16 protein-coding genes are annotated in these 18,674 nt (G+C 55.2%); 12 read left to right on the forward strand and 4 right to left on the reverse strand.

The features are described 5' to 3' along the window. Positions 1-110: 110 nt before the first annotated feature. The 6 genes from fepA to HF679_RS11935 all read left to right on the forward strand — a co-directional run bounded on the left by fepA (position 111) and on the right by HF679_RS11935 (position 7,360). On the forward strand, positions 111-2,336 hold the full coding sequence (fepA, locus tag HF679_RS11910) for a siderophore enterobactin receptor FepA (protein WP_123755897.1): 2,226 nt from the start codon (positions 111-113) through the stop codon (positions 2,334-2,336). 68 nt (positions 2,337-2,404) lie between these two features. Next, a complete protein-coding gene (entD, locus tag HF679_RS11915; RefSeq protein WP_187043000.1) occupies positions 2,405-3,064 on the forward strand; it encodes an enterobactin synthase subunit EntD in 660 nt (219 codons plus the stop codon). A gap of 117 nt (positions 3,065-3,181) precedes the next feature. Next, positions 3,182-4,123, forward strand: coding sequence for a D-ribose ABC transporter substrate-binding protein (locus tag HF679_RS11920; protein ID WP_049267707.1), 942 nt, complete (start codon positions 3,182-3,184; stop codon positions 4,121-4,123). A 12-nt stretch (positions 4,124-4,135) separates the two neighbouring features. Beyond that, on the forward strand, positions 4,136-4,747 hold the full coding sequence (locus HF679_RS11925; RefSeq protein WP_154143484.1) for a DUF2291 family protein: 612 nt from the start codon (positions 4,136-4,138) through the stop codon (positions 4,745-4,747). Further along, positions 4,744-6,270, forward strand: a complete 1,527-nt coding sequence (locus HF679_RS11930) for a sugar ABC transporter ATP-binding protein (RefSeq protein ID WP_187043001.1) — start codon at positions 4,744-4,746, stop codon at positions 6,268-6,270. The genes HF679_RS11925 and HF679_RS11930 overlap by 4 nt, the downstream gene beginning before the upstream one ends. Before the next feature lies 1 nt (position 6,271). Continuing rightward, complete coding sequence (locus tag HF679_RS11935; protein WP_049267704.1) at positions 6,272-7,360, forward strand: ABC transporter permease; 1,089 nt, start codon at positions 6,272-6,274, stop codon at positions 7,358-7,360. A gap of 90 nt (positions 7,361-7,450) precedes the next feature. On the opposite strand, the gene HF679_RS11940 is transcribed toward HF679_RS11935, so the two are convergent. Further along, positions 7,451-8,404: a sugar-binding transcriptional regulator gene (locus HF679_RS11940; protein WP_049267702.1), complete on the reverse strand. Its 954-nt coding sequence runs from the start codon at positions 8,402-8,404 to the stop codon at positions 7,451-7,453. A gap of 314 nt (positions 8,405-8,718) precedes the next feature. Between HF679_RS11940 and HF679_RS11945 the strand changes: the two genes are divergently transcribed. The 4 genes from HF679_RS11945 to HF679_RS11960 are packed head-to-tail and all read left to right on the forward strand — an operon-like array spanning position 8,719 to position 13,461. Beyond that, positions 8,719-9,549: a transketolase gene (locus HF679_RS11945; protein WP_154143486.1), complete on the forward strand. Its 831-nt coding sequence runs from the start codon at positions 8,719-8,721 to the stop codon at positions 9,547-9,549. Continuing rightward, positions 9,542-10,495, forward strand: a complete 954-nt coding sequence (locus HF679_RS11950) for a transketolase family protein (protein WP_154143487.1) — start codon at positions 9,542-9,544, stop codon at positions 10,493-10,495. The genes HF679_RS11945 and HF679_RS11950 overlap by 8 nt, the downstream gene beginning before the upstream one ends. 31 nt (positions 10,496-10,526) lie before the next feature. Further along, positions 10,527-11,945 carry an L-fucose/L-arabinose isomerase family protein gene (locus HF679_RS11955; RefSeq protein ID WP_187043002.1) on the forward strand — a complete coding sequence of 473 codons (1,419 nt, stop codon included), beginning with the start codon at positions 10,527-10,529 and terminating at the stop codon, positions 11,943-11,945. Beyond that, on the forward strand, positions 11,896-13,461 hold the full coding sequence (locus HF679_RS11960; RefSeq protein ID WP_187043003.1) for an FGGY family carbohydrate kinase: 1,566 nt from the start codon (positions 11,896-11,898) through the stop codon (positions 13,459-13,461). Before HF679_RS11955 ends, HF679_RS11960 begins: the two co-directional genes overlap by 50 nt. 64 nt (positions 13,462-13,525) lie before the next feature. Here HF679_RS11960 and HF679_RS11965 read toward each other — a convergent pair whose 3' ends face one another. From HF679_RS11965 to HF679_RS11975, 3 genes are all read right to left on the reverse strand, one after another. Then, positions 13,526-13,678: a Hok/Gef family protein gene (locus HF679_RS11965; protein WP_049267697.1), complete on the reverse strand. Its 153-nt coding sequence runs from the start codon at positions 13,676-13,678 to the stop codon at positions 13,526-13,528. 380 nt (positions 13,679-14,058) lie between these two features. Beyond that, positions 14,059-14,211, reverse strand: a complete 153-nt coding sequence (locus HF679_RS11970; protein ID WP_049267697.1) for a Hok/Gef family protein — start codon at positions 14,209-14,211, stop codon at positions 14,059-14,061. Between the two features lie 222 nt (positions 14,212-14,433). Further along, positions 14,434-16,467 (reverse strand): choline transporter, encoded by a 2,034-nt coding sequence (locus HF679_RS11975; protein WP_154143490.1) that lies wholly within the window; start codon positions 16,465-16,467, stop codon positions 14,434-14,436. A 128-nt stretch (positions 16,468-16,595) separates the two neighbouring features. On the opposite strand from HF679_RS11975, the gene betI reads away from it, so the two are divergent. Next, positions 16,596-17,189, forward strand: coding sequence for a transcriptional regulator BetI (gene betI, locus HF679_RS11980; RefSeq protein WP_123755884.1), 594 nt, complete (start codon positions 16,596-16,598; stop codon positions 17,187-17,189). Between the two features lie 10 nt (positions 17,190-17,199). After that, positions 17,200-18,672 carry a betaine-aldehyde dehydrogenase gene (betB, locus tag HF679_RS11985; protein ID WP_123755883.1) on the forward strand — a complete coding sequence of 491 codons (1,473 nt, stop codon included), beginning with the start codon at positions 17,200-17,202 and terminating at the stop codon, positions 18,670-18,672. Positions 18,673-18,674: the final 2 nt, after the last annotated feature.

Here is an 18,674-nt window from a genome sequence, read left to right on the forward strand (position 1 = left end):
TCGGTTAGCGACGGAATGCCTGGGCCCTCAACTGACGACATTTTTTGCGGCCTCCCCTCCCGGTGGGATGGGACTTCAGGGGAAGGCGGCAACGAAAAGCAGGACGTAAAATGAATAACAAAATCAAATCATTGACCTTACTGGTCAACCTGGGAATTTACGGTGCGGCCTTCCCGCTGTGCGCAGAAGAGACCCTCGATAGCCAAAAAACGGCCACCGAAGAAACCATGGTGGTGACTGCCGCCGAACAAAACCTGCAGGCGCCTGGCGTCTCGACCATCACCGCCGATGAAATTCGTAAACGTCCACCGGCCCGCGACGTTTCAGAAATCATTCGTACCATGCCGGGCGTCAACCTGACCGGTAACTCCACCAGCGGCCAGCGCGGTAACAACCGTCAGATTGATATTCGCGGCATGGGCCCGGAAAACACCCTGATCCTGATTGATGGCAAACCGGTCACCAGCCGTAACTCCGTGCGCCTGGGCTGGCGCGGCGAGCGCGACACCCGCGGCGACACCAGCTGGGTTCCGCCAGAAATGATCGAGCGTATCGAGGTCATTCGTGGCCCGGCCGCCGCCCGCTACGGTAACGGCGCGGCAGGCGGCGTGGTCAACATCATCACCAAAAAAGGTGGCGATGAGTGGCACGGTTCATGGAACACCTATATGAACGCCCCGGAGCATAAAGACGAAGGCTCCACCAAGCGTACCAACTTCAGCCTCAGCGGCCCGCTGGGCGGCGATTTCAGCTTCCGCCTGTTGGGCAACCTGGACAAAACTCAGGCTGATGCCTGGGACATCAACCAGGGCCATCAGTCCGAGCGTACCGGCATTTATTCCGATACCCTGCCCGCCGGGCGCGAAGGGGTTAAAAACAAGAATATCGACGGTGTCGTGCGCTGGGATTTCGCGCCGATGCAATCCCTGGAGTTCGAAGCGGGCTACAGCCGCCAGGGCAACCTCTACTCCGGTGATACGCAGAACACCAACTCCAACGACCTGGTGAAAGAGAACTACGGTAAAGAGACCAACCGTATCTACCGTAACACCTACTCGGTGACCTGGAACGGTGCCTGGGATAACGGTATTACCACCAGCAACTGGGCGCAGTACGAACATACCCGCAACTCACGTAAAGGTGAAGGTCTGGCCGGGGGAACCGAGGGGATCTTCAGCAGCAATCAGTTCTCTGATATCGACCTGTCCGACGTGATGCTGCACAGCGAAATCAGCATTCCGTTCGATCTGTGGGTCAATCAGAACCTGACGCTGGGCACCGAATGGAACCAGCAGCGCATGAAGGATAAGGCGTCAAACACCCAAACCTTTATGGGCGGGACCATCCCAGGTTACGACAGCACCGGTCGTAGCCCGTACTCGAAAGCCGAGATTTTCTCTCTGTTTGCTGAAGACAACATGGAGTTGACCGACACCACCATGTTGACGCCGGCGCTGCGATTCGATCATCACAGCATTGTCGGCAATAACTGGAGTCCTTCCCTGAACCTGTCCCAGGGGCTTTGGGATGATTTCACGTTGAAAATGGGCATCGCCCGCGCCTACAAAGCGCCGAGCCTGTATCAGACCAACCCGAACTACATTCTCTACAGCCGCGGCCAGGGTTGCTACGCGAGCCAGGCCGGTTGCTACCTGCAGGGTAATGAAGACCTGAAAGCAGAAACCAGCATCAACAAAGAAGTTGGCCTCGAGTTTAAACGCGATGGCTGGCTGGCGGGCGTCACCTGGTTCCGCAACGACTACCGTAACAAGATTGAAGCGGGCTATTCGCCGGTTTACACCAACGGTAGCGGCACCGATCTCTACAAATGGGAAAACGTCCCGAAAGCGGTTGTTGAAGGTCTGGAAGGCACGTTGAACGTACCGGTCACGGAAACGGTGAACTGGACCAACAACATCACCTATATGCTGCAGAGTAAGAACAAAACCACCGGCGATCGTCTGTCGATTATTCCGGAATATACGCTGAACTCCACTCTGAGCTGGCAGATTCAGGAAGACGTTTCCGTGCAGTCGACCTTCACCTGGTACGGCAAGCAGCAGCCGAAGAAATATAACTACAAAGGTCAGCCGGTCACCGGCAGCGAGAAAAACGAGGTTAGCCCGTATAGCATCCTCGGCCTGAGCGCGACCTGGGACGTCACCAAATATGTCAGCCTGACCGGCGGCGTGGATAACGTCTTCGACAAGCGTCACTGGCGTGCCGGTAATGCCCAGACCACCGGCGGCGCGACCGGCTATATGTACGGCGCAGGGGCTGAGACTTTCAACGAACCGGGTCGTACCTGGTACATGAGCGTTAATACCCACTTCTGATTGTCCGCTTGATCTCCCCCGCCCTCTTCTCATGGAGGGCGGAGGGAGGAATCTGTTAACATCCTTCGATGCAAATCCAACACGCAATCATTCAGCTTGCCGGCCACTCGCTTATGCGGGTTGATTTCGATCCGGCGACGTTTCAGGCCACCGATCTCCTGTGGCTCCCTCACCATGCCCGGCTCGCTAACGGCGTGCGTAAACGGCAGACCGAGCATCTTGCCGGCCGTATCGCCGCAGCTTACGCCCTGCGGGAAGTGGGCGTAAAAGCGATCCCTGGGATTGGCGATCAGCGCCAGCCGCTGTGGCCCGCGCCGTGGTACGGCAGCATCAGTCACTGCGAACATAGCGCGCTGGCGGTGGTCTCTGAGTGTCCGGTCGGCGTTGATATTGAACGGCTGTTTTCGCCGTCTCTGGCGTCGGAGCTGGAAAGCAGCATTATCAACCCGGCGGAGCGCGCGGTGCTAAACGCGAGCGGACTGCCCTTTGAACTGGCCCTGACGCTGGCGTTTTCGGCAAAGGAGAGCGGGTTTAAGGCGTGGTCGTCCCATAGCCAGAAGTTTGCCGACTTTCAGGCCGCGCAGGTTATCTCCCTGGATGCCACGACGCTACGTTTACAGCTACAGGCGAGTGTTTTCCCGTATCTTGGGAATATCATCATTTCCGTCAACTGGTTACAAATCGATCGACATCTCATAACCTGCACCCTCTCCCCCGACGAAGCGTGATCCTTTTCTCCTTTTAAAAAATTACCTGCGCAAAGCATAGACAGCTTCTCGAGTCAGACTTATCGTTATCTCGAATAATAAATCATTATTGAATAAATATTCAATGTGGAGAAAAAGATGAAATCTACCTTTGTTAAGTCTGTCCTGTTCGCATCGACCTTAGCGGCTTGCAGCTCGCTGTATGCTGCCGATAATGGCCTGATCGCGATCATCACCCCTTCGCACGATAATCCGTTCTTTAAAGCGGAAGCCGACGGCGCCGCAGCAAAAGCCAAAGAGCTTGGCTACAGCACGCTCATTGCCTCCCACGATGATGACGTCAACAAACAGAACCAGTTGATAGAGACCGCTATCGCCCGTAAGGCCAAAGCGATAATCCTTGATAACGCCGGTGCGGATGCCACGGTTGGCCCGCTTGAGAAAGCCAAAGCCGCTGGGGTACCGGCGTTCTTAATCGATCGTGAAATCAACAAAACCGGCATCGCCGTCGCGCAGATCGTGTCGAATAACTACCAGGGAGCACAGCTCGGCGCGGAGAAATTCGCAAAACTGTTGGGGGGCAAAGGGAAATATGTTGAGCTGCTTGGCCGTCAGTCAGACACCAACGCCAGCGTTCGCTCTCAGGGTTACCACGATGTGCTGGACGACTACAGCGATATGAAGATGGTCGCCCAGCAGACCGCTAACTGGAGCCAGACCGAAGCCTTCACCCGAATGGAAGCCATTCTCCAGACGAACCCGGACATCGTGGGCGTGATTTCGGGTAACGATACCATGGCGCTCGGTGCGGAAGCCGCGCTGAAAGCTGCCGGGAAAAAGGATGTCATCGTGGTCGGCTTCGACGGCAGTGACTACACCCGCGACTCCATCATCAATAAAGGCAACATCAAAGCCACGGTACTGCAACCTGGCTGGAAGCAAGCGCAAATGGCCGTTGAGCAGGCGGACTTTTTCCTGAAAAACGGCAAAGCGCAAAAAGAGGAAAAACAGCTGATGGATTGCATCCTGATTGATGATTCCAATGCCAACAAACTCAGCATGTTTAACCTCAGCAATTAAGTCGGAGACGTTATGTTCTTAAAACAATGGGGGGGCGTGCTAACCGGGTGCGCCGCCCTGTTGCTGACGGCCTGCACGGTGGTAGATCTGGATGAAAACGGCAAGCCAATATTGCCTGCCGACCCCAATGCGAAGCACAGCTTCGATAATCAGACGCCACAGCAGATCGCGCAACAAACCTGGCAAACCCGAGTGATTGATCCAGCCTCCCGACACGCGCTTGATGCGGCGACGCTGGGAAGCCATTTAACATCATCAGCAAATTCTCAGGAGAGTGTTTTTATCCATCTCGTGACGCCGATTGTGAAGCTCGACGACAGTAACCCGCGTGAACAAAACATCACCGTCAGCATCAATGGTCAGCCCCTCACCATCCAGACCGGTCCGGTGATGAAAGGTAACGCTATCCGCGATGCCAGCGGCTTTAAGTTTGAAGATTTCACCAATCAGGTGCAATTTGCGCAGCTTTCGCGCGCCTATAACCGGGAAGCGGCGAAGCAGTTACCGAAAATCGACGCCAGTTGGGTGGGCAAACCGGTCAGCGTACGTTTTGCGGTCACGTTGAATCACGGTACTCCTCAGGATGCCGCCGCGCTGGAACTGAAACAGGAGGTACGGCCATGAGCACCCCTGCCACTGATGACATTATTCTGCGCGCCCGCGGGATATCAATGCTGTTCCCGGGCACCGTGGCGCTGGACAGCGTCGACTACAACGTCTGGCGAGGTAAGGTCAACGTCATTATTGGGGAGAATGGCGCAGGCAAGTCGACGTTAATGAAAATCCTGGCCGGCGTTCAGCAACCGAGTCTGGGAGAGATGCAGCTTAACGGCCAGTCGGTACGTTTCGCCAGCACCCGTGAGGCCGCGGCTCACGGTATCGGGATGGTTCATCAAGAATTGAACCTGTTTGAAAACCTCAGCGTCGCCGAGAATATTTTTCTCGGCCGTGAGCTGCAAAATGGCCTTGCGCCAATTAACGAAGCTGAACAGGAGAAGCGAGCGGAAGCGTTATTACAACGTCTGGATCAGCCGATCTCGGCTCGCGAACTGGTCGGCAATCTCAAGGTAGGCCAGCAGCAGTTAATCGAAATCGCCAAGGCGCTGGCGGAAGATGCGGATATTTTGATCCTCGATGAACCCACATCGGCCCTCAGTAAAACCGAAGTAGAAATTCTGTTTCGCGTCATCCGTGAACTCACCCGCCAGGGAGTTTCGATCATTTATATCTCACATCGTCTGGAAGAGCTGATGGCAATTGGTGACGTCATCACCATCCTGCGTGACGGCAAGTTCCAGTCGGAAGCCAAAGTGGCGGATATCGACGTGCCATGGATCGTTCGGGAAATGCTGGGCAGCGACCCTGTCAGTAACTTCCTGGCACCCGATCGCACCTTCGGAGCACCGTTATTAGAGGCGGAGAACATTACCTGCGTCAATGCCGCCGGGAACACGGTAGTCAACGACGTCAGTTTTAAAGTTCACGCCGGAGAAATCGTCGGAATTTACGGTTTGATGGGCGCCGGACGCACCGAACTGTTTGAATGCATGCTGGGTACCGAGCGCAACTATTTCGGCAAACTCTGGCTCGACAGTAAGCCCGTACCGCAGCGCTTAACCCCCGCGGATCGGATACGGATGGGCATGAGCCTGGTGCCTGAAGATCGTAAACGCACCGGCATCTTTCCCATCTCCTCCGTTGCCAATAATCTGACCATCGCCAGTTTGTGGCGGCGCCTGAGGCGCGGTCTCACTATCGCAGACAAAGAAGAGGAAGCCGTTGTTGCCAGCACCATTGGCAATTTGTCGATTAAAGTCTCCTCCCCGGCAGTTGAGATCCAGGCTCTGAGCGGAGGGAACCAACAGAAAGTGGTGATTGGCCGTTCGCTGTTAACCAATCCAAAGGTGCTGTTCCTCGATGAACCAACTCGCGGTATTGATATTGGCGCTAAAGCGGACGTTTTTCGCATGATGGTGCAGCTATCTGAACAAGGTATCGCAGTGGTTTTCTCAACATCGGATCTCAAAGAAATTATGGCGGTCTCCGACCGTATCCTGGTGATGTCCGGCGGCAAACTGACTGCCGACATTACCCGTGATCGGGCCGAAGAATCCGCGCTGGTCTCAGCAAGTGCTCAGGGGTTTTAATATGAAAACAACACAATCGGTGGCCCTGTCGCCGCGTGGTGGGACATCACTTTCTCGCGAAAACATCCTGCTACTGTTATTGAAATTACGTACCTTCATTGCCTTGTTTTTAATTGTGGGCTTTTTCACGATGACGGTTCCGGGCTTTTTATCGGCCGGCAGCATGGTGATCATGATTAAGCATATTGCTATCAATGCCTTTCTGGCGCTTGGTATCACCTTTGTCATTATTACCGCCGGGATCGATCTGTCGATTGGCGCCACGCTCGGTTTGTGCGGCATGATCGCCGGCTGGCTTATCACGAAAGGGATTGTGCTGCCGATGTTTGGCATCGCCATCTTCCCCAGCGTCTGGGTCATCGTGCCCATTGTTTTGCTGATTGGCGCGCTTATCGGTTCCGTTAATGGCTGGATAATTACCCGCTATAATGTGGCGCCCTTTATTTGCACGCTGGGCACGATGTACGTATTGCGGGGCACGGCAATGCTTACCTCGGACGGGCAAACCTTCCCTGGACTTGCCGGGAACCCACAGCTTGGCAATACCGGTTTTGATGAAATTGGCGCGGGAACGCTATTTGGTATTCCATGGGCCATCTGGATGATGATCGTGCTGGCGCTGATTATTGCCTATATCGCCCGGCGCTTGCCTTTTGGCCGCCATGTTTACGCGATTGGCGATAATGAACGTGCGGCTGAACTCTCCGGCGTGAAGGTCAAACAGGTTAAAATCCTGGTCTATACCCTCTCCGGACTGTGCGCCGCAATTGCCGGCATCGTCGTCTCTGCCCAATTATTAGCCAGCCACCCGGCGAACGGTACCGCGTTTGAAATGAACGCGATTGCCGCGGTCGTCCTTGGCGGGACCTCCCTCGCTGGTGGGCGCGGAACGATTCTGGGCACGCTTATTGGCGCCTTTGTAATCGGCTTTCTCGCCGACGGGCTGGTAATGATGGGGGTCAGTGAATTCTGGCAGATGGTCATTAAAGGTATCGTGATTATTGTGGCGGTGATTATCGATCAGATGCAAAACCGGATGCAGCAAAAGGCAGCGGTGGTCGCGCAAAAAACGGCAATAGAAGGAAAATAGAAGGCAAGTGACCGCGACGGGGCTATCTTTCGACAGATTCAGGTCAGTTTTTCTCTGGCCTGAATCTGCGAAAGGGTCGTAACGGCACAGCTACGAAGATTTAATCAAGCGGCGAGCGGTCGAGAAATCGGTAATCAGCACATCGATATAGTTCCCTTTCAGTGCACCGTGAATCGCATTACTCTTTTCCGCCCCGCCTGCCAGGGCAATTACATGCTGACAGGCGCGAATTTGCTCCAGCTCCATCCCTATCACCGGATCTTCTTCATGACTTAATACTGGTTGACCGGCGGCATCATAATAATGAAGGCATATATCCCCTACTGCCCCTCGCTTTGCCAGTAGCTTCAACATCTCTTCGTTATAGTAGTTACCCGAGTTTTTCAGCAGCTGTGAGGGTTCAAGTTCACCGATCCCCACGATAGCCACATCAACCTGGGCAAATTTATCCACCACCACGGCCACGTCAGGACTGTTTACCAGCCTGGCGCGTTCTTCCACCGAGTGTTCAATACTTTGCGAGGGCAACAGCCACGCCGGGCAGCCAAGATGGGCCGCCAGCTGTTGCGTCAGAATGGTCGCCTGAACGTTGCCGTTTGGCCCGACACCACCTAACAGCTGTATAACGCCCGCCGCCCGAATGCTTTGCGGATGCATCTCATCCACCATGCAACGAATAGTGCTGCTCCAGGAAGAGATCCCCACCAAGTCTTCCGGACGCAGACGGGTTTCAACATAGTGCGCCGCCGCGCTACCAATCGCATGTTTGATTTGCGCGTTACTCGCCCCTTCCCCCACATCCACAACTATCGCCTGACGAATGCCAAATCGTTGTTCTATCTCTTTTTCCAGCTCAACGAAAATATTGGTCGGCTGGACAACGGTGATTTTCACCAGTCCTTCTTTCTGACAACGCGTCAATGCTCTTGAGACGAAAGATTGCGACAGATGCAGCAACGACGCTATCTCTGACTGCTTTTTGTTTTCGCTATAGTAAAGCGTGGCAATCTTCACCAGTAAGCGTTGTTCATCCTGCTTCGACATGGCATTCCCCTTAATTTCATCCTCGTATTTTTATGCATCATTGAATAGATAACAAGCCTGCCGCTGTTTTGCGTCGCCGCCAAATGTGATCGTTTTCTCTTTTCTTAGAAAATTGCCGGGATAAGCCATAGACAAACCTTTTGACAGGGCATATCTTACAATCATGAATATTAAATCAGTCTTGAATATATATTCATCGCGCTAAAAGTACGGCGAATTTCATCGGCCACCAGGTTCAATCTAAGCCATCGCACGCTTTTTACGCCCTGACTGAATATTTATTCACAATGGAATCAACATTCAAGAGGTGTTCTATGAATCCGTTTTCACTCTCCATCGAGGGTTTAGAAAAGAAAGCACGGTCGATTCGTCGCCGTATCATTGTATTGAATGCTGAGAGCCCCGCGGGCGGGCACACGGGCGCAGACCTGTCGCAGGTTGAGCTGCTGACCGCCCTCTACTTCCGCATCCTTAATTGCTCTGCGGAACAGAAAAACAGCGACGAGAGAGATATCTATATTCAGTCCAAAGGACACGCTGTGGGCGGGTATTACTGTGTGCTGGCTGAAGCCGGGTATATTCCCACAGACTGGCTTGCCACCTATCAACATGCCGACTCACATCTGCCGGGTCACCCCGTACGCCACAAAACACCGGGCGTTGAATTAAACACCGGTGCGCTGGGACATGGACTCCCCGTTGCCGTTGGCATTGCGCTGGCGGCAAAGCGAGATAATAGCCAGCGTCGGGTCTTCGTCGTCACCGGGGATGGTGAGCTAGCCGAGGGCAGTAACTGGGAAGCGGCGCTGGTTGCGGCGCACTACCAGTTAGATAACCTTTTTATTATCAATGATAAAAACAACCTGCAACTGGCCGGTCCCACCAAAGACATTCTGAATACCGATCCGCTGGATGAAAAATGGCGCGCCTTTGGTATGGAAGTCACCCAATGCAATGGCAACGAAATGGCCGACGTTGTCGCCACCCTGGAAGCCCTACAACCTAACGGTAAACCCCACGTCATCATTGCTAATACCACCAAAGGGGCTGGCGTCTCTTTTATTCAGGGACGCCCTGAATGGCACCATCGAGTGCCGAAAGGTGAAGAAATCGAACTGGCGCTGGAGGAGTTGAAAGATGAGTAATAGCGAACATCTCGCCACTGTGATGGTGAATGCCTTTATTGATGCTGTTGAACGCGGCATAGACCTGGTGCCGGTGGTTGCCGATTCAACCTCGACCGCCAAAATATCACCCTTTACCAATAAATACCCAGGCCGCCTGGTAAACGTCGGCATCGCCGAACAAACGCTGGTAGGCACCGCCGCTGGCCTGGCACTCGGCGGAAAAATCGCCGTAACCTGCAACGCCGCACCGTTTTTGATCTCACGTGCGAATGAGCAAATCAAAGTCGACGTTTGCTATAACAATACCAATGTTAAATTATTTGGCCTCAACGCCGGCGCCAGTTACGGCCCGCTGGCCAGTACCCACCATAGTATTGATGATATCTCCGTGCTCCGCGGCTTTGGCAATATCGAAATCTATGCCCCCTCCTGCCCGGTTGAGTGCCGGCAGATTATCGACTATGCCCTGGCCCATGTAGGCCCGGTCTACATCCGCCTTGATGGCAAGGCACTGCCTGAGCTTCATGACCAGAATTATCGATTTGCGCCTGGCAAGATTGATGTGCTGCGTCATGGCCGCGACGTGGCGTTAGTCGCGATGGGATCCACCGTGCATGAAATTGTCACCGCGGCCACACAACTGGCAGAAAACGGTATTGATGCCACGGTTATCAATGTACCGTCTATTCGCCCTTGTGATACCGGCCTGCTGCTGGAGATCCTCAAACCGCATCGCGCCGTGGTCAGCGTCGAAGAACATAATATTAACGGCGGCGTCGGCAGCCTGGTCGCCGAAGTCCTTGCGGAAGCGGGATGTGCTATTCCGTTACATCGACTGGGGATCCCGGATGGCGGATATGCGATCGCCGCCGATCGCGCAGCCACACGATCACACCATGAAATTGATGCCGTGGGCATTGTAAAACATGCCACCGCCCTGCTTCAGGCGCAGCTAAAAAAATAACAAGACCGAACATCTTACTGGAGAACACGCAATGTCCCGAATCCCACAAAAACTGACCATGGGCATTATTATTGGTAACCGTGGTTTTTTCCCGAGCTATCTGGTTGCAGAGGCTCGCGCTCAGGCGATAGCGCTGTTTGAGCGTCTCGGTATTAACACCATTCTGCTCAATGACACGCAAACGGAGTTAGGCGGTGTTGAAACGCGTCAGGATGCGAAAATCTGCGCAGAACTGTTTCGTACGCACCGCGAGAACATTCACGGCGTGGTGGTACTCCTGCCCAACTTTGGTGATGAAAAAGCGATCGCAGAAACACTACGCCTTTCCGGGCTGAACGTTCCGGTACTGGTGCAGGCCGAAGAGGATAATCTTGATAAAATGGGGCTGGCGACGCGTCGCGACAGTTTCTGCGGCAAAATATCCCTGTGCAACAACCTGCGGCAATACGGCATCCCCTTTACGCTGACAACTCAGCACGTCTGCGCCTTAAGCGGCGAAGTATTTGAAAAAGACCTGAAACGCTTCGAACAAATATGCCGGGTTGTCAGCAGCATGCGCGGCGTTCGCGTCGGCGCTATCGGTGCACGTCCCGCAGGGTTCAATACGGTTCGCTACAGCGAAAAGCTGCTCGAGCGTCTGGGGATTGCCGTTGAAACGCTGGACCTTTCCGAAGTATTTACCCGTATTAAACAGCTGCGCGATGACGATATTCGGGTCGATGAAAAGCGCCGGCTGTTGCTCGACAATGCCGATGCCAGCGGTATTCCCGCAGATAAACTGGTTACCATGGCGAAACTGTTCGTGGTGATCAGCGAATGGGCTCTCGCTAACGATATCGATACCACCGCGATTCAGTGCTGGACCTCCTTGCAGGAAAATCTAGGCATCAACGTCTGCTCAATCATGAGCGTCATGTCCGGGCAGTTGATGCCCAGCGCCTGCGAGGTTGACGTGATGGGCGCATTGTCGATGTATGCGCTGGCCAGCACTAACCTGAATCCCGCGTCTATCGCCGACTGGAATAACAACTTCGGCGACGATCGCGATAAGTGCGTCCTGTTTCACTGCGGTAACTTCGCCGCCTCCAGTCTGGAATCCCCACACATGGGCACGGCCGATATCATCGGCACTACCGTCGGCAAAGAAAATACCTGCGGCGCCGTACACGGCCGCCTGAAGAGCGGTCCGTTGACCTACTTCCGCCTGAGCACCGATGACCTGACCGGTGAAATTAAAGCCTATGTTGGTGAAGGTCGCTCTGTGGATGACCCGCTGGATACCGTGGGCTGCCGGGCGGTGATTGAGGTCCCGCAATTAGAAAACCTGCTGGCGTGGATCTGTCGTCAGGGTTTTGAACACCATGTTGCGATGAACCACTCCGCCAGCGCCGACATTTTGCATGAAGCCTTTACGCGCTACCTCGGCGTTAACACCTATCTTCATCAGTGAGGCAACCGTGGCCAGGAAAGAGATTATTATTGCCCTCGATGAGGGCACCACTAATGCAAAAGCGGTGGCGCTCGACAGCCAGGGGAAAGTACTGGCTTCTTTTTCCAGAACCCTGACCATCGCCACGCCTCAGGAGGGCTGGGTGGAGCAATCTGCGGAACTGCTGATTGAGGCATCCATTGACGTTGTCTCCCAGGCAATCGCCGCAGTAGGTGCTGAGCATGTCGCGGCATTGGCCATCAGTAACCAACGTGAAACCGTCGTCGGATGGTATCGGGAGAGCGGACGAGCGCTGCACGCGGCGCTCAGCTGGCAGTGTTCGCGGACAGCTGCCTTCTGCCAGTCCTTACGACAGCAAGGAAAAGAGGCGCAGATAAAAGCGATAACCGGCCTGCCCATCGCCCCTCTTTTTTCCGCCTCGAAAATGCGCTGGCTGCTCGAGTCGGTTCCGGACGGCGTTACCCTGGCGCAACGGGGCGAAATTTGTCTGGGTACGGTCGACAGCTGGCTGCTATGGCATTTAACCGGCGGTGAGGCTTTCTGTTGTGATTATTCCAATGCCTCACGCACGCAGCTCTTTAATCTGCACACCGCAGAGTGGGATGACGAGATGATGGCGATCTTCGCCATCCCGCGCCAGGCGCTGCCTGCTATTCGCCCTTCCAGCGGGCTCTTCGGTTATACCCGAGGGTGTAAAGGCATTCCCGATGGCATTCCGCTGCTCGCCATGATCGGCGACTCGCACGCCGCGCTGTTTGCTCACGGCCTGGGAGCAGCAGGCGGCGTGAAAGCAACCTACGGTACCGGAACGTCGGTGATGGCCCCGGTTAATTCAGCTCAGGGCAGCGTCAGCACACTGGCTACCACCGTTGCCTGGCATGATGGCGAACAGCTCGTTTATGGTCTGGAAGGCAATATCCCCCACACCGGCGATGCCGTGGCCTGGATGGTAGAAAGCACCGGTTTGGATCTGTTAGAACCGCAGGAATTAACCCGGCAATTAACACAGCTCCCGGCTTCCGTTGATTCGACCCTGGGTGTCTATTTTGTGCCAGCTCTCACCGGGCTGGGAGCCCCCTGGTGGGATGAAAATGCGCGAGGGGTGATTCGCGGCCTCAGTCGGGGCGTCAAGCGAGCCCACCTGGTGCGTGCCGCGCTGGAATCAATTGCCTATCAGATCGCCGATGTGACCACGGCAATGCATCAGCATCATGACTTTGCCTTAACGGCGTTGATGGTTGATGGCGGCCCTACTAAAAATGACTGGCTAATGCAGTATCAGGCCGATCTGTTGGGTTGCCCCGTGATGCGCAGTGATGTGGCGGAGCTCTCCGCGATAGGGGCTGCACTGCTGGCTCGTAAAGTGTTGCTGCTGGTCCCCACGCAAGCGCTGCGTGCTTACTTACCGGAACACCTGAGCTTTCAACCCGATATGATTCGCCACAAGCGGTTGCTCACACGCTGGACAGAGTGGCAATCGGCGGTAGCGTTGACCCGTCCACAACTCGTTTCATAAAAAAGGTGCCTGAAGGTTCCTTACCCAGCCTGCGGATAGGCGGGGATCGCTCCCCGCATACCGGCTACTTCTTCGTTTCGTAAGCGAGAACGGCCTTAAACTCCATATGACGCTCTTTGATACTTAACTCACACAGCGAGTCGCGTACCATTAACGTCAATCCCAGTGCCGTCAGACATAACACCATGATTGCCACCAGGGCATACTTTGTCAGCATCTCGTTGCCTCCATGCGAAGAAGAGGCTACTATCCAACGTGCTAGGTTTGGATTGTAGGCCTCAGGTTGATGGGAACATCTCCTGGGGCTTCGTCTTTCTGAATCCTCACCTCAGCCTGAACTCAGAAAGCCTCAGGCACCCGCCGTCATCATACGCTTCCCTGCGCATACCACTGTCTGTTTAACCAGCTAAAATCATTTTTCAGAAAACGTTCAGACTGGCTGGAATTCAGAGAAGATCCCGTCTTCATGAACTGAATGGAGCCGTGAAATACGGCCTGAAAAGCGATGTTTTGCGCCATGACAGAACGCTTAAAAAAGGTGCCTGAAGGTTCCTTACCCAGCCTGCGGATAGGCGGGGATTGCTCCCCGCATACCGGCTACTTCTTCGTTTCGTAAGCGAGAACGGCCTTAAACTCCATATGACGCTCTTTGATACTTAACTCACACAGCGAGTCGCGCACCATTAACGTCAATCCCAGTGCCGTCAGACATAACACCATGATTGCCACCAGGGCATACTTTGTCAGCATCTCGTTGCCTCCATGCGAAGAAGAGGCTACTATCCAACGTGTTGGGTTTGGATTGTAGGCCTCAGGTTGATGGGAACATCTCCTGGGGCTTCGTCTTTCTGAATCCTCACCTCAGCCTGAACTCAGAAAGCCTCAGGCACCCGCCGTCATCATACGCTTCCCTGCGTATACCACTGTCTATTTAACCAGCTAAAATCATTTTTCAGAAAACGTTCAGACGGCCTACATCCCTGGGAAGGTCACGCTGTTGCCCGGCGCTTCGCGATGCAGGTGGATAAAGTTCAGATGGCGCTCGTACTGATCGAGAATATCGGTGATCACCTGCTCCTTGCTGTAGTCCATCAGGTCATTGCCCTGGCTTCCTTCCAGCAGGAAGGTTTCCAGACGATAGTAGGTCGACTTGCCGCTACGCGCCCGGTAGGTAAAGCCGGGAATGGAATACTGCTGCGGCCAGATCTGATAAACAAAGTTCTGCTCATCGCCCATATGAACCAGCAGATCGAGGTGGCCCAGGTTGTCCCCCTCTTCCGGCGGCAGGCTTTTCAGTTCGACGTAAGCGCCGCGCAGCTTCAGCTCCTGCGCCACCTCTTCCATCGCCGGGAAGCACACTGTCTCCATCATCTGGCGGGTATAGCGCGTACCGGGGTAGTTCATCAGACGCGACAGGCGCTTCTTCCAGCTCAGACGATCCTGCACGCCCAGCGGACGTGGGGCAGTATCCCGATTGGCGCTCTCGCGGCGATAATCTTCCACCTTCAATGACTTATACAATCCCGCCATCACGAAAAAGATCACGAAACTAAACGGCAGTCCCATAATCACCGTGGCGTTCTGCAGGGCGGAAATACCGTTGGTCATCAGCATCCCGAGGGTCAGTAAACCAATCACCACTGACCAGAAAATCCGTAACCAGTTAGGCGCATCGCTGTTGATATCCTTCAGCTTCGAGGTGAAATTGCCCAGCACCAAGGCCCCGGAATCGGCGGAGGTGACATAAAACAGCAGGCCGGTGATCGTCGCGACCGAAGCGCTAAAGGTAAACGCCGGATACTGCGCCAGCAGGTTATAGAAGCCGCGCTCCGGATGCGCGACCGCCTCTGCGGCAAAGGCCGCATTGCCGTGGATGATTTCATACAGCGCACTGTTGCCGAACACCGACAGCCACAGCAACGTAAAGGTGAACGGAATAATCAGCGTCCCCAACACGAACTGACGGATGGTGCGCCCGCGCGAAATACGTGCCAGGAACAGCCCGACAAACGGCGACCACGCAACCCACCACGCCCAGAAGAACAGGGTCCAGTTGTTCATCCACTCTACCGGGCGGTCGAAGGCGAAACTGTTCAGCGTCATGCCCATAAAGCGATTCACATAGTCGCCGACGTTAAGCACCAGCGCATTGAGCAGAAACTCGGTATCGCCCATAAACAGGATGAACAGAATCAACCCCAGCGCCAGCATCACATTCAGCTCGGAAAGAATACGAATGCCTTTATCGACCCCGGAGGTCACAGAAATAGTCGCGATAATCACCGACAGCACGATAAGCGCCGCTTTCGCCCCCAGCGAATCCGGAATATCGAACAGCACGTTGAGGCCGTAGTTGAGCTGCACAACGCCAATCCCAAGAGTGGTGGCGATACCAAAAATCGTCCCGATAACCGCGGCGATATCCACGCTGTGGCCGATAGGACCATTAATCTTGTTGCCGAAGATCGGATAGAGCGCAGAGCGGATGGTGAGCGGCAAATTATAACGATAGCTAAAGTATCCCAGCGCCATCCCCATCAGGGCATACATCGACCAGCCGGTCAGCCCGTAATGAAACAGCGTCCACACCATCGCCTGGCGCGCCGCCTCCATGGTCTGCCCCGCCCCTTCCGGCGGCTGCATATACTGGGTCACCGGCTCGGCGACAGAGAAGAACATCAGGTCGATGCCGATCCCGGCGGCAAACAGCATTGCCGCCCAGCTCAGCACGCTAAACTCCGGTTTCGAGTGCTCCGGCCCGAGCTTCACCGACCCGAAGCGCGAGCAGGCAATGCACACCACAAACACGATATACAGCGTCGCGGCCAGCAGATAATACCAGCCAAAAGTCTTTGAAACCCAGTTCAGGGTACGGCCAATCCAGGCCGCGGAAAAATCGCTGAAGAAGAGAGTCATCAGGGAAAACAACAAAATCAGTCCCGCGGAAGTATAAAAAACCACCGGATTGACTTTGTCCTTTTCTCTGCTCGGCGAAAGGTCTGTCATCCATTCTCCTTACTGTTTTTGCAACTATTAGAATCAAAATCCGCAACAATTAAGACACACTTTATATTGAACGTCCAATCAAAAACCGCTTTAATATATAAACAAAGCTGATGAATAGAGTCTGAAATATGCCCAAACTGGGGATGCAACCGATACGGCAGCGGCAGCTGATTGACGCCACGCTGGCCGCCATTAATGAAGTGGGAATGCACGATGCCACCATCGCGCAGATTGCCCGACGGGCTGGGGTATCCACCGGCATCATCAGCCACTATTTCAAGGATAAGAACGGGCTGCTGGAAGCGACGATGCGTGATATCACCGGCCAGCTGCGCGAGGCGGTACTGAGCCGCCTGCACGCCCTGCCCGCAGCCTCTCCACAGGAGCGGTTGCGCGCCATCGTAGCGGGCAACTTCGATGACAGCCAGATAAGCAACGCGGCGATGAAAGCCTGGCTCGCCTTTTGGGCCAGCAGCATGCATCAACCGATGCTCTATCGCCTGCAGCAGGTCTGCAGCCGGCGCCTGCTGTCGAACATTGTCTATGAATTCCAGCGCGCCCTGCCGCGCGAAGCGGCGCAGGAGGCCGGTTACGGTCTTGCCGCGCTGATCGACGGGCTGTGGCTACGCGCGGCGCTAAGCGGTAATCCACTGGATAAAGCCCGCGCTGAAACGCTCGCCGAACACTTCATCAGCCAGTATTTGCCACCGACTTCTCACTAACGGAGGACCCATGTCCCGAATGGCCGAACAACAGCTTTATATCCACGGTGGTTATGTTTCCGCCACCAGCGGTAAAACCTTCGAGACCATCAACCCCGCCAGCGGGGAAGTTCTGGCGGTCGTCCAGGCCGCCGGTCGCGAAGACGTCGACCGGGCGGTAAAAAGCGCCCAGAAAGGGCAAAAAATCTGGGCGGCAATGAGCGCCATGGAACGCTCGCGCATTCTGCGCAACGCGGTCGATATTCTGCGCCAGCGCAATGACGAACTGGCGCGTCTGGAAACCCTCGACACCGGCAAACCGCTGAGCGAAACCGCCGCCGTTGATATCGCCACCGGCGCTGACGTGCTGGAGTACTACGCAGGCCTGATCCCGGCGCTGGAAGGCAGCCAGATCCCGCTGCGCGAGAGTTCCTTCGTCTATACCCGCCGGGAACCGCTGGGCGTGGTCGCCGGGATCGGCGCCTGGAACTACCCGATCCAGATAGCCTTATGGAAATCGGCCCCGGCGCTGGCCGCCGGTAACGCGATGATCTTTAAACCGAGCGAAGTCACCCCGCTCAGCGCCCTGAAGCTGGCGGAAATTTACCGTGAAGCGGGCCTGCCGGAAGGCGTGTTTAACGTGCTGCCGGGGATCGGCGCTGAAACCGGGCAGTATCTCACCGAGCACCCGGATATCGCCAAAATCTCCTTTACCGGCGGCATCGCCAGCGGCAAAAAAGTGATGGCCAACTCCGCCGCCTCCTCTCTAAAGGAAGTGACCATGGAGCTGGGCGGCAAATCGCCGCTGATCGTCTGCGAGGACGCTAACCTCGACCTCGCCGCCGACATAGCAATGATGGCCAACTTCTACAGCTCAGGCCAGGTCTGCACCAACGGCACCCGCGTGTTTATTCCGACACGCTTTAAAGCGGCATTTGAAGAGAAAATCCTCGCCCGCGTGGCGCGCATTCGCCCCGGCGATCTGTTTGAGGAAAGCACCAACTTCGGGCCGCTGGTGAGTTTCCCGCACCGCGAAAACGTGCTGCGCTACATCGAGAGCGGCAAACAGCAAGGCGCCCGTCTGCTGTGCGGCGGCGATGTCCTGAAAGGGGCCGCGTTCGACCACGGCGCGTGGGTCGCCCCGACGGTATTTACCGACTGTCACGATCGGATGACCATCGTGCGCGAAGAGATCTTCGGCCCGGTGATGTCGATTCTGACCTACGACGATGAAGCCGAAGTGATTCGCCGCGCCAACGCCACCGAATACGGCCTCGCCGCCGGTGTCGTCACCCCGGATCTCAACCGCGCCCACCGCATCATCCACCAGCTGGAAGCGGGTATTTGCTGGATCAACAGCTGGGGTGAATCCCCGGCGGAGATGCCGGTTGGCGGCTACAAGCACTCCGGCATTGGCCGCGAAAACGGCGTGCAGACTCTGCAGAACTACACCCAGGTAAAATCCATCCAGGTTGAGATGGGTCAGTTTCAATCCATATTTTAACC

Source organism: Enterobacter sp. JUb54 (assembly GCF_014298075.1).
In the GTDB taxonomy this organism is placed as follows: Bacteria; Pseudomonadota; Gammaproteobacteria; order Enterobacterales; family Enterobacteriaceae; genus Klebsiella; species Klebsiella lignicola.

Bases quoted from the DNA above. Each gene is read 5' to 3' on its own strand.
- fepA (WP_123755897.1), top strand. From the start codon at position 111: ATGAATAACAAAATCAAATCATTGACCTTACTGGTCAACCTGGGAATT.
- HF679_RS11945 (WP_154143486.1), top strand. From the start codon at position 8,719: ATGAATCCGTTTTCACTCTCCATCGAGGGTTTAGAAAAGAAAGCACGG.
- HF679_RS11920 (WP_049267707.1), top strand. From the start codon at position 3,182: ATGAAATCTACCTTTGTTAAGTCTGTCCTGTTCGCATCGACCTTAGCG.
- HF679_RS11970 (WP_049267697.1), bottom strand. From the start codon at position 14,211: ATGCTGACAAAGTATGCCCTGGTGGCAATCATGGTGTTATGTCTGACG.
- HF679_RS11940 (WP_049267702.1), bottom strand. From the start codon at position 8,404: ATGTCGAAGCAGGATGAACAACGCTTACTGGTGAAGATTGCCACGCTT.
- betB (WP_123755883.1), top strand. From the start codon at position 17,200: ATGTCCCGAATGGCCGAACAACAGCTTTATATCCACGGTGGTTATGTT.
- entD (WP_187043000.1), top strand. From the start codon at position 2,405: ATGCAAATCCAACACGCAATCATTCAGCTTGCCGGCCACTCGCTTATG.
- HF679_RS11965 (WP_049267697.1), bottom strand. From the start codon at position 13,678: ATGCTGACAAAGTATGCCCTGGTGGCAATCATGGTGTTATGTCTGACG.
- HF679_RS11950 (WP_154143487.1), top strand. From the start codon at position 9,542: ATGAGTAATAGCGAACATCTCGCCACTGTGATGGTGAATGCCTTTATT.
- HF679_RS11960 (WP_187043003.1), top strand. From the start codon at position 11,896: ATGAAGCCTTTACGCGCTACCTCGGCGTTAACACCTATCTTCATCAGT.
- HF679_RS11925 (WP_154143484.1), top strand. From the start codon at position 4,136: ATGTTCTTAAAACAATGGGGGGGCGTGCTAACCGGGTGCGCCGCCCTG.
- HF679_RS11975 (WP_154143490.1), bottom strand. From the start codon at position 16,467: ATGACAGACCTTTCGCCGAGCAGAGAAAAGGACAAAGTCAATCCGGTG.
- betI (WP_123755884.1), top strand. From the start codon at position 16,596: ATGCCCAAACTGGGGATGCAACCGATACGGCAGCGGCAGCTGATTGAC.
- HF679_RS11930 (WP_187043001.1), top strand. From the start codon at position 4,744: ATGAGCACCCCTGCCACTGATGACATTATTCTGCGCGCCCGCGGGATA.
- HF679_RS11955 (WP_187043002.1), top strand. From the start codon at position 10,527: ATGTCCCGAATCCCACAAAAACTGACCATGGGCATTATTATTGGTAAC.
- HF679_RS11935 (WP_049267704.1), top strand. From the start codon at position 6,272: ATGAAAACAACACAATCGGTGGCCCTGTCGCCGCGTGGTGGGACATCA.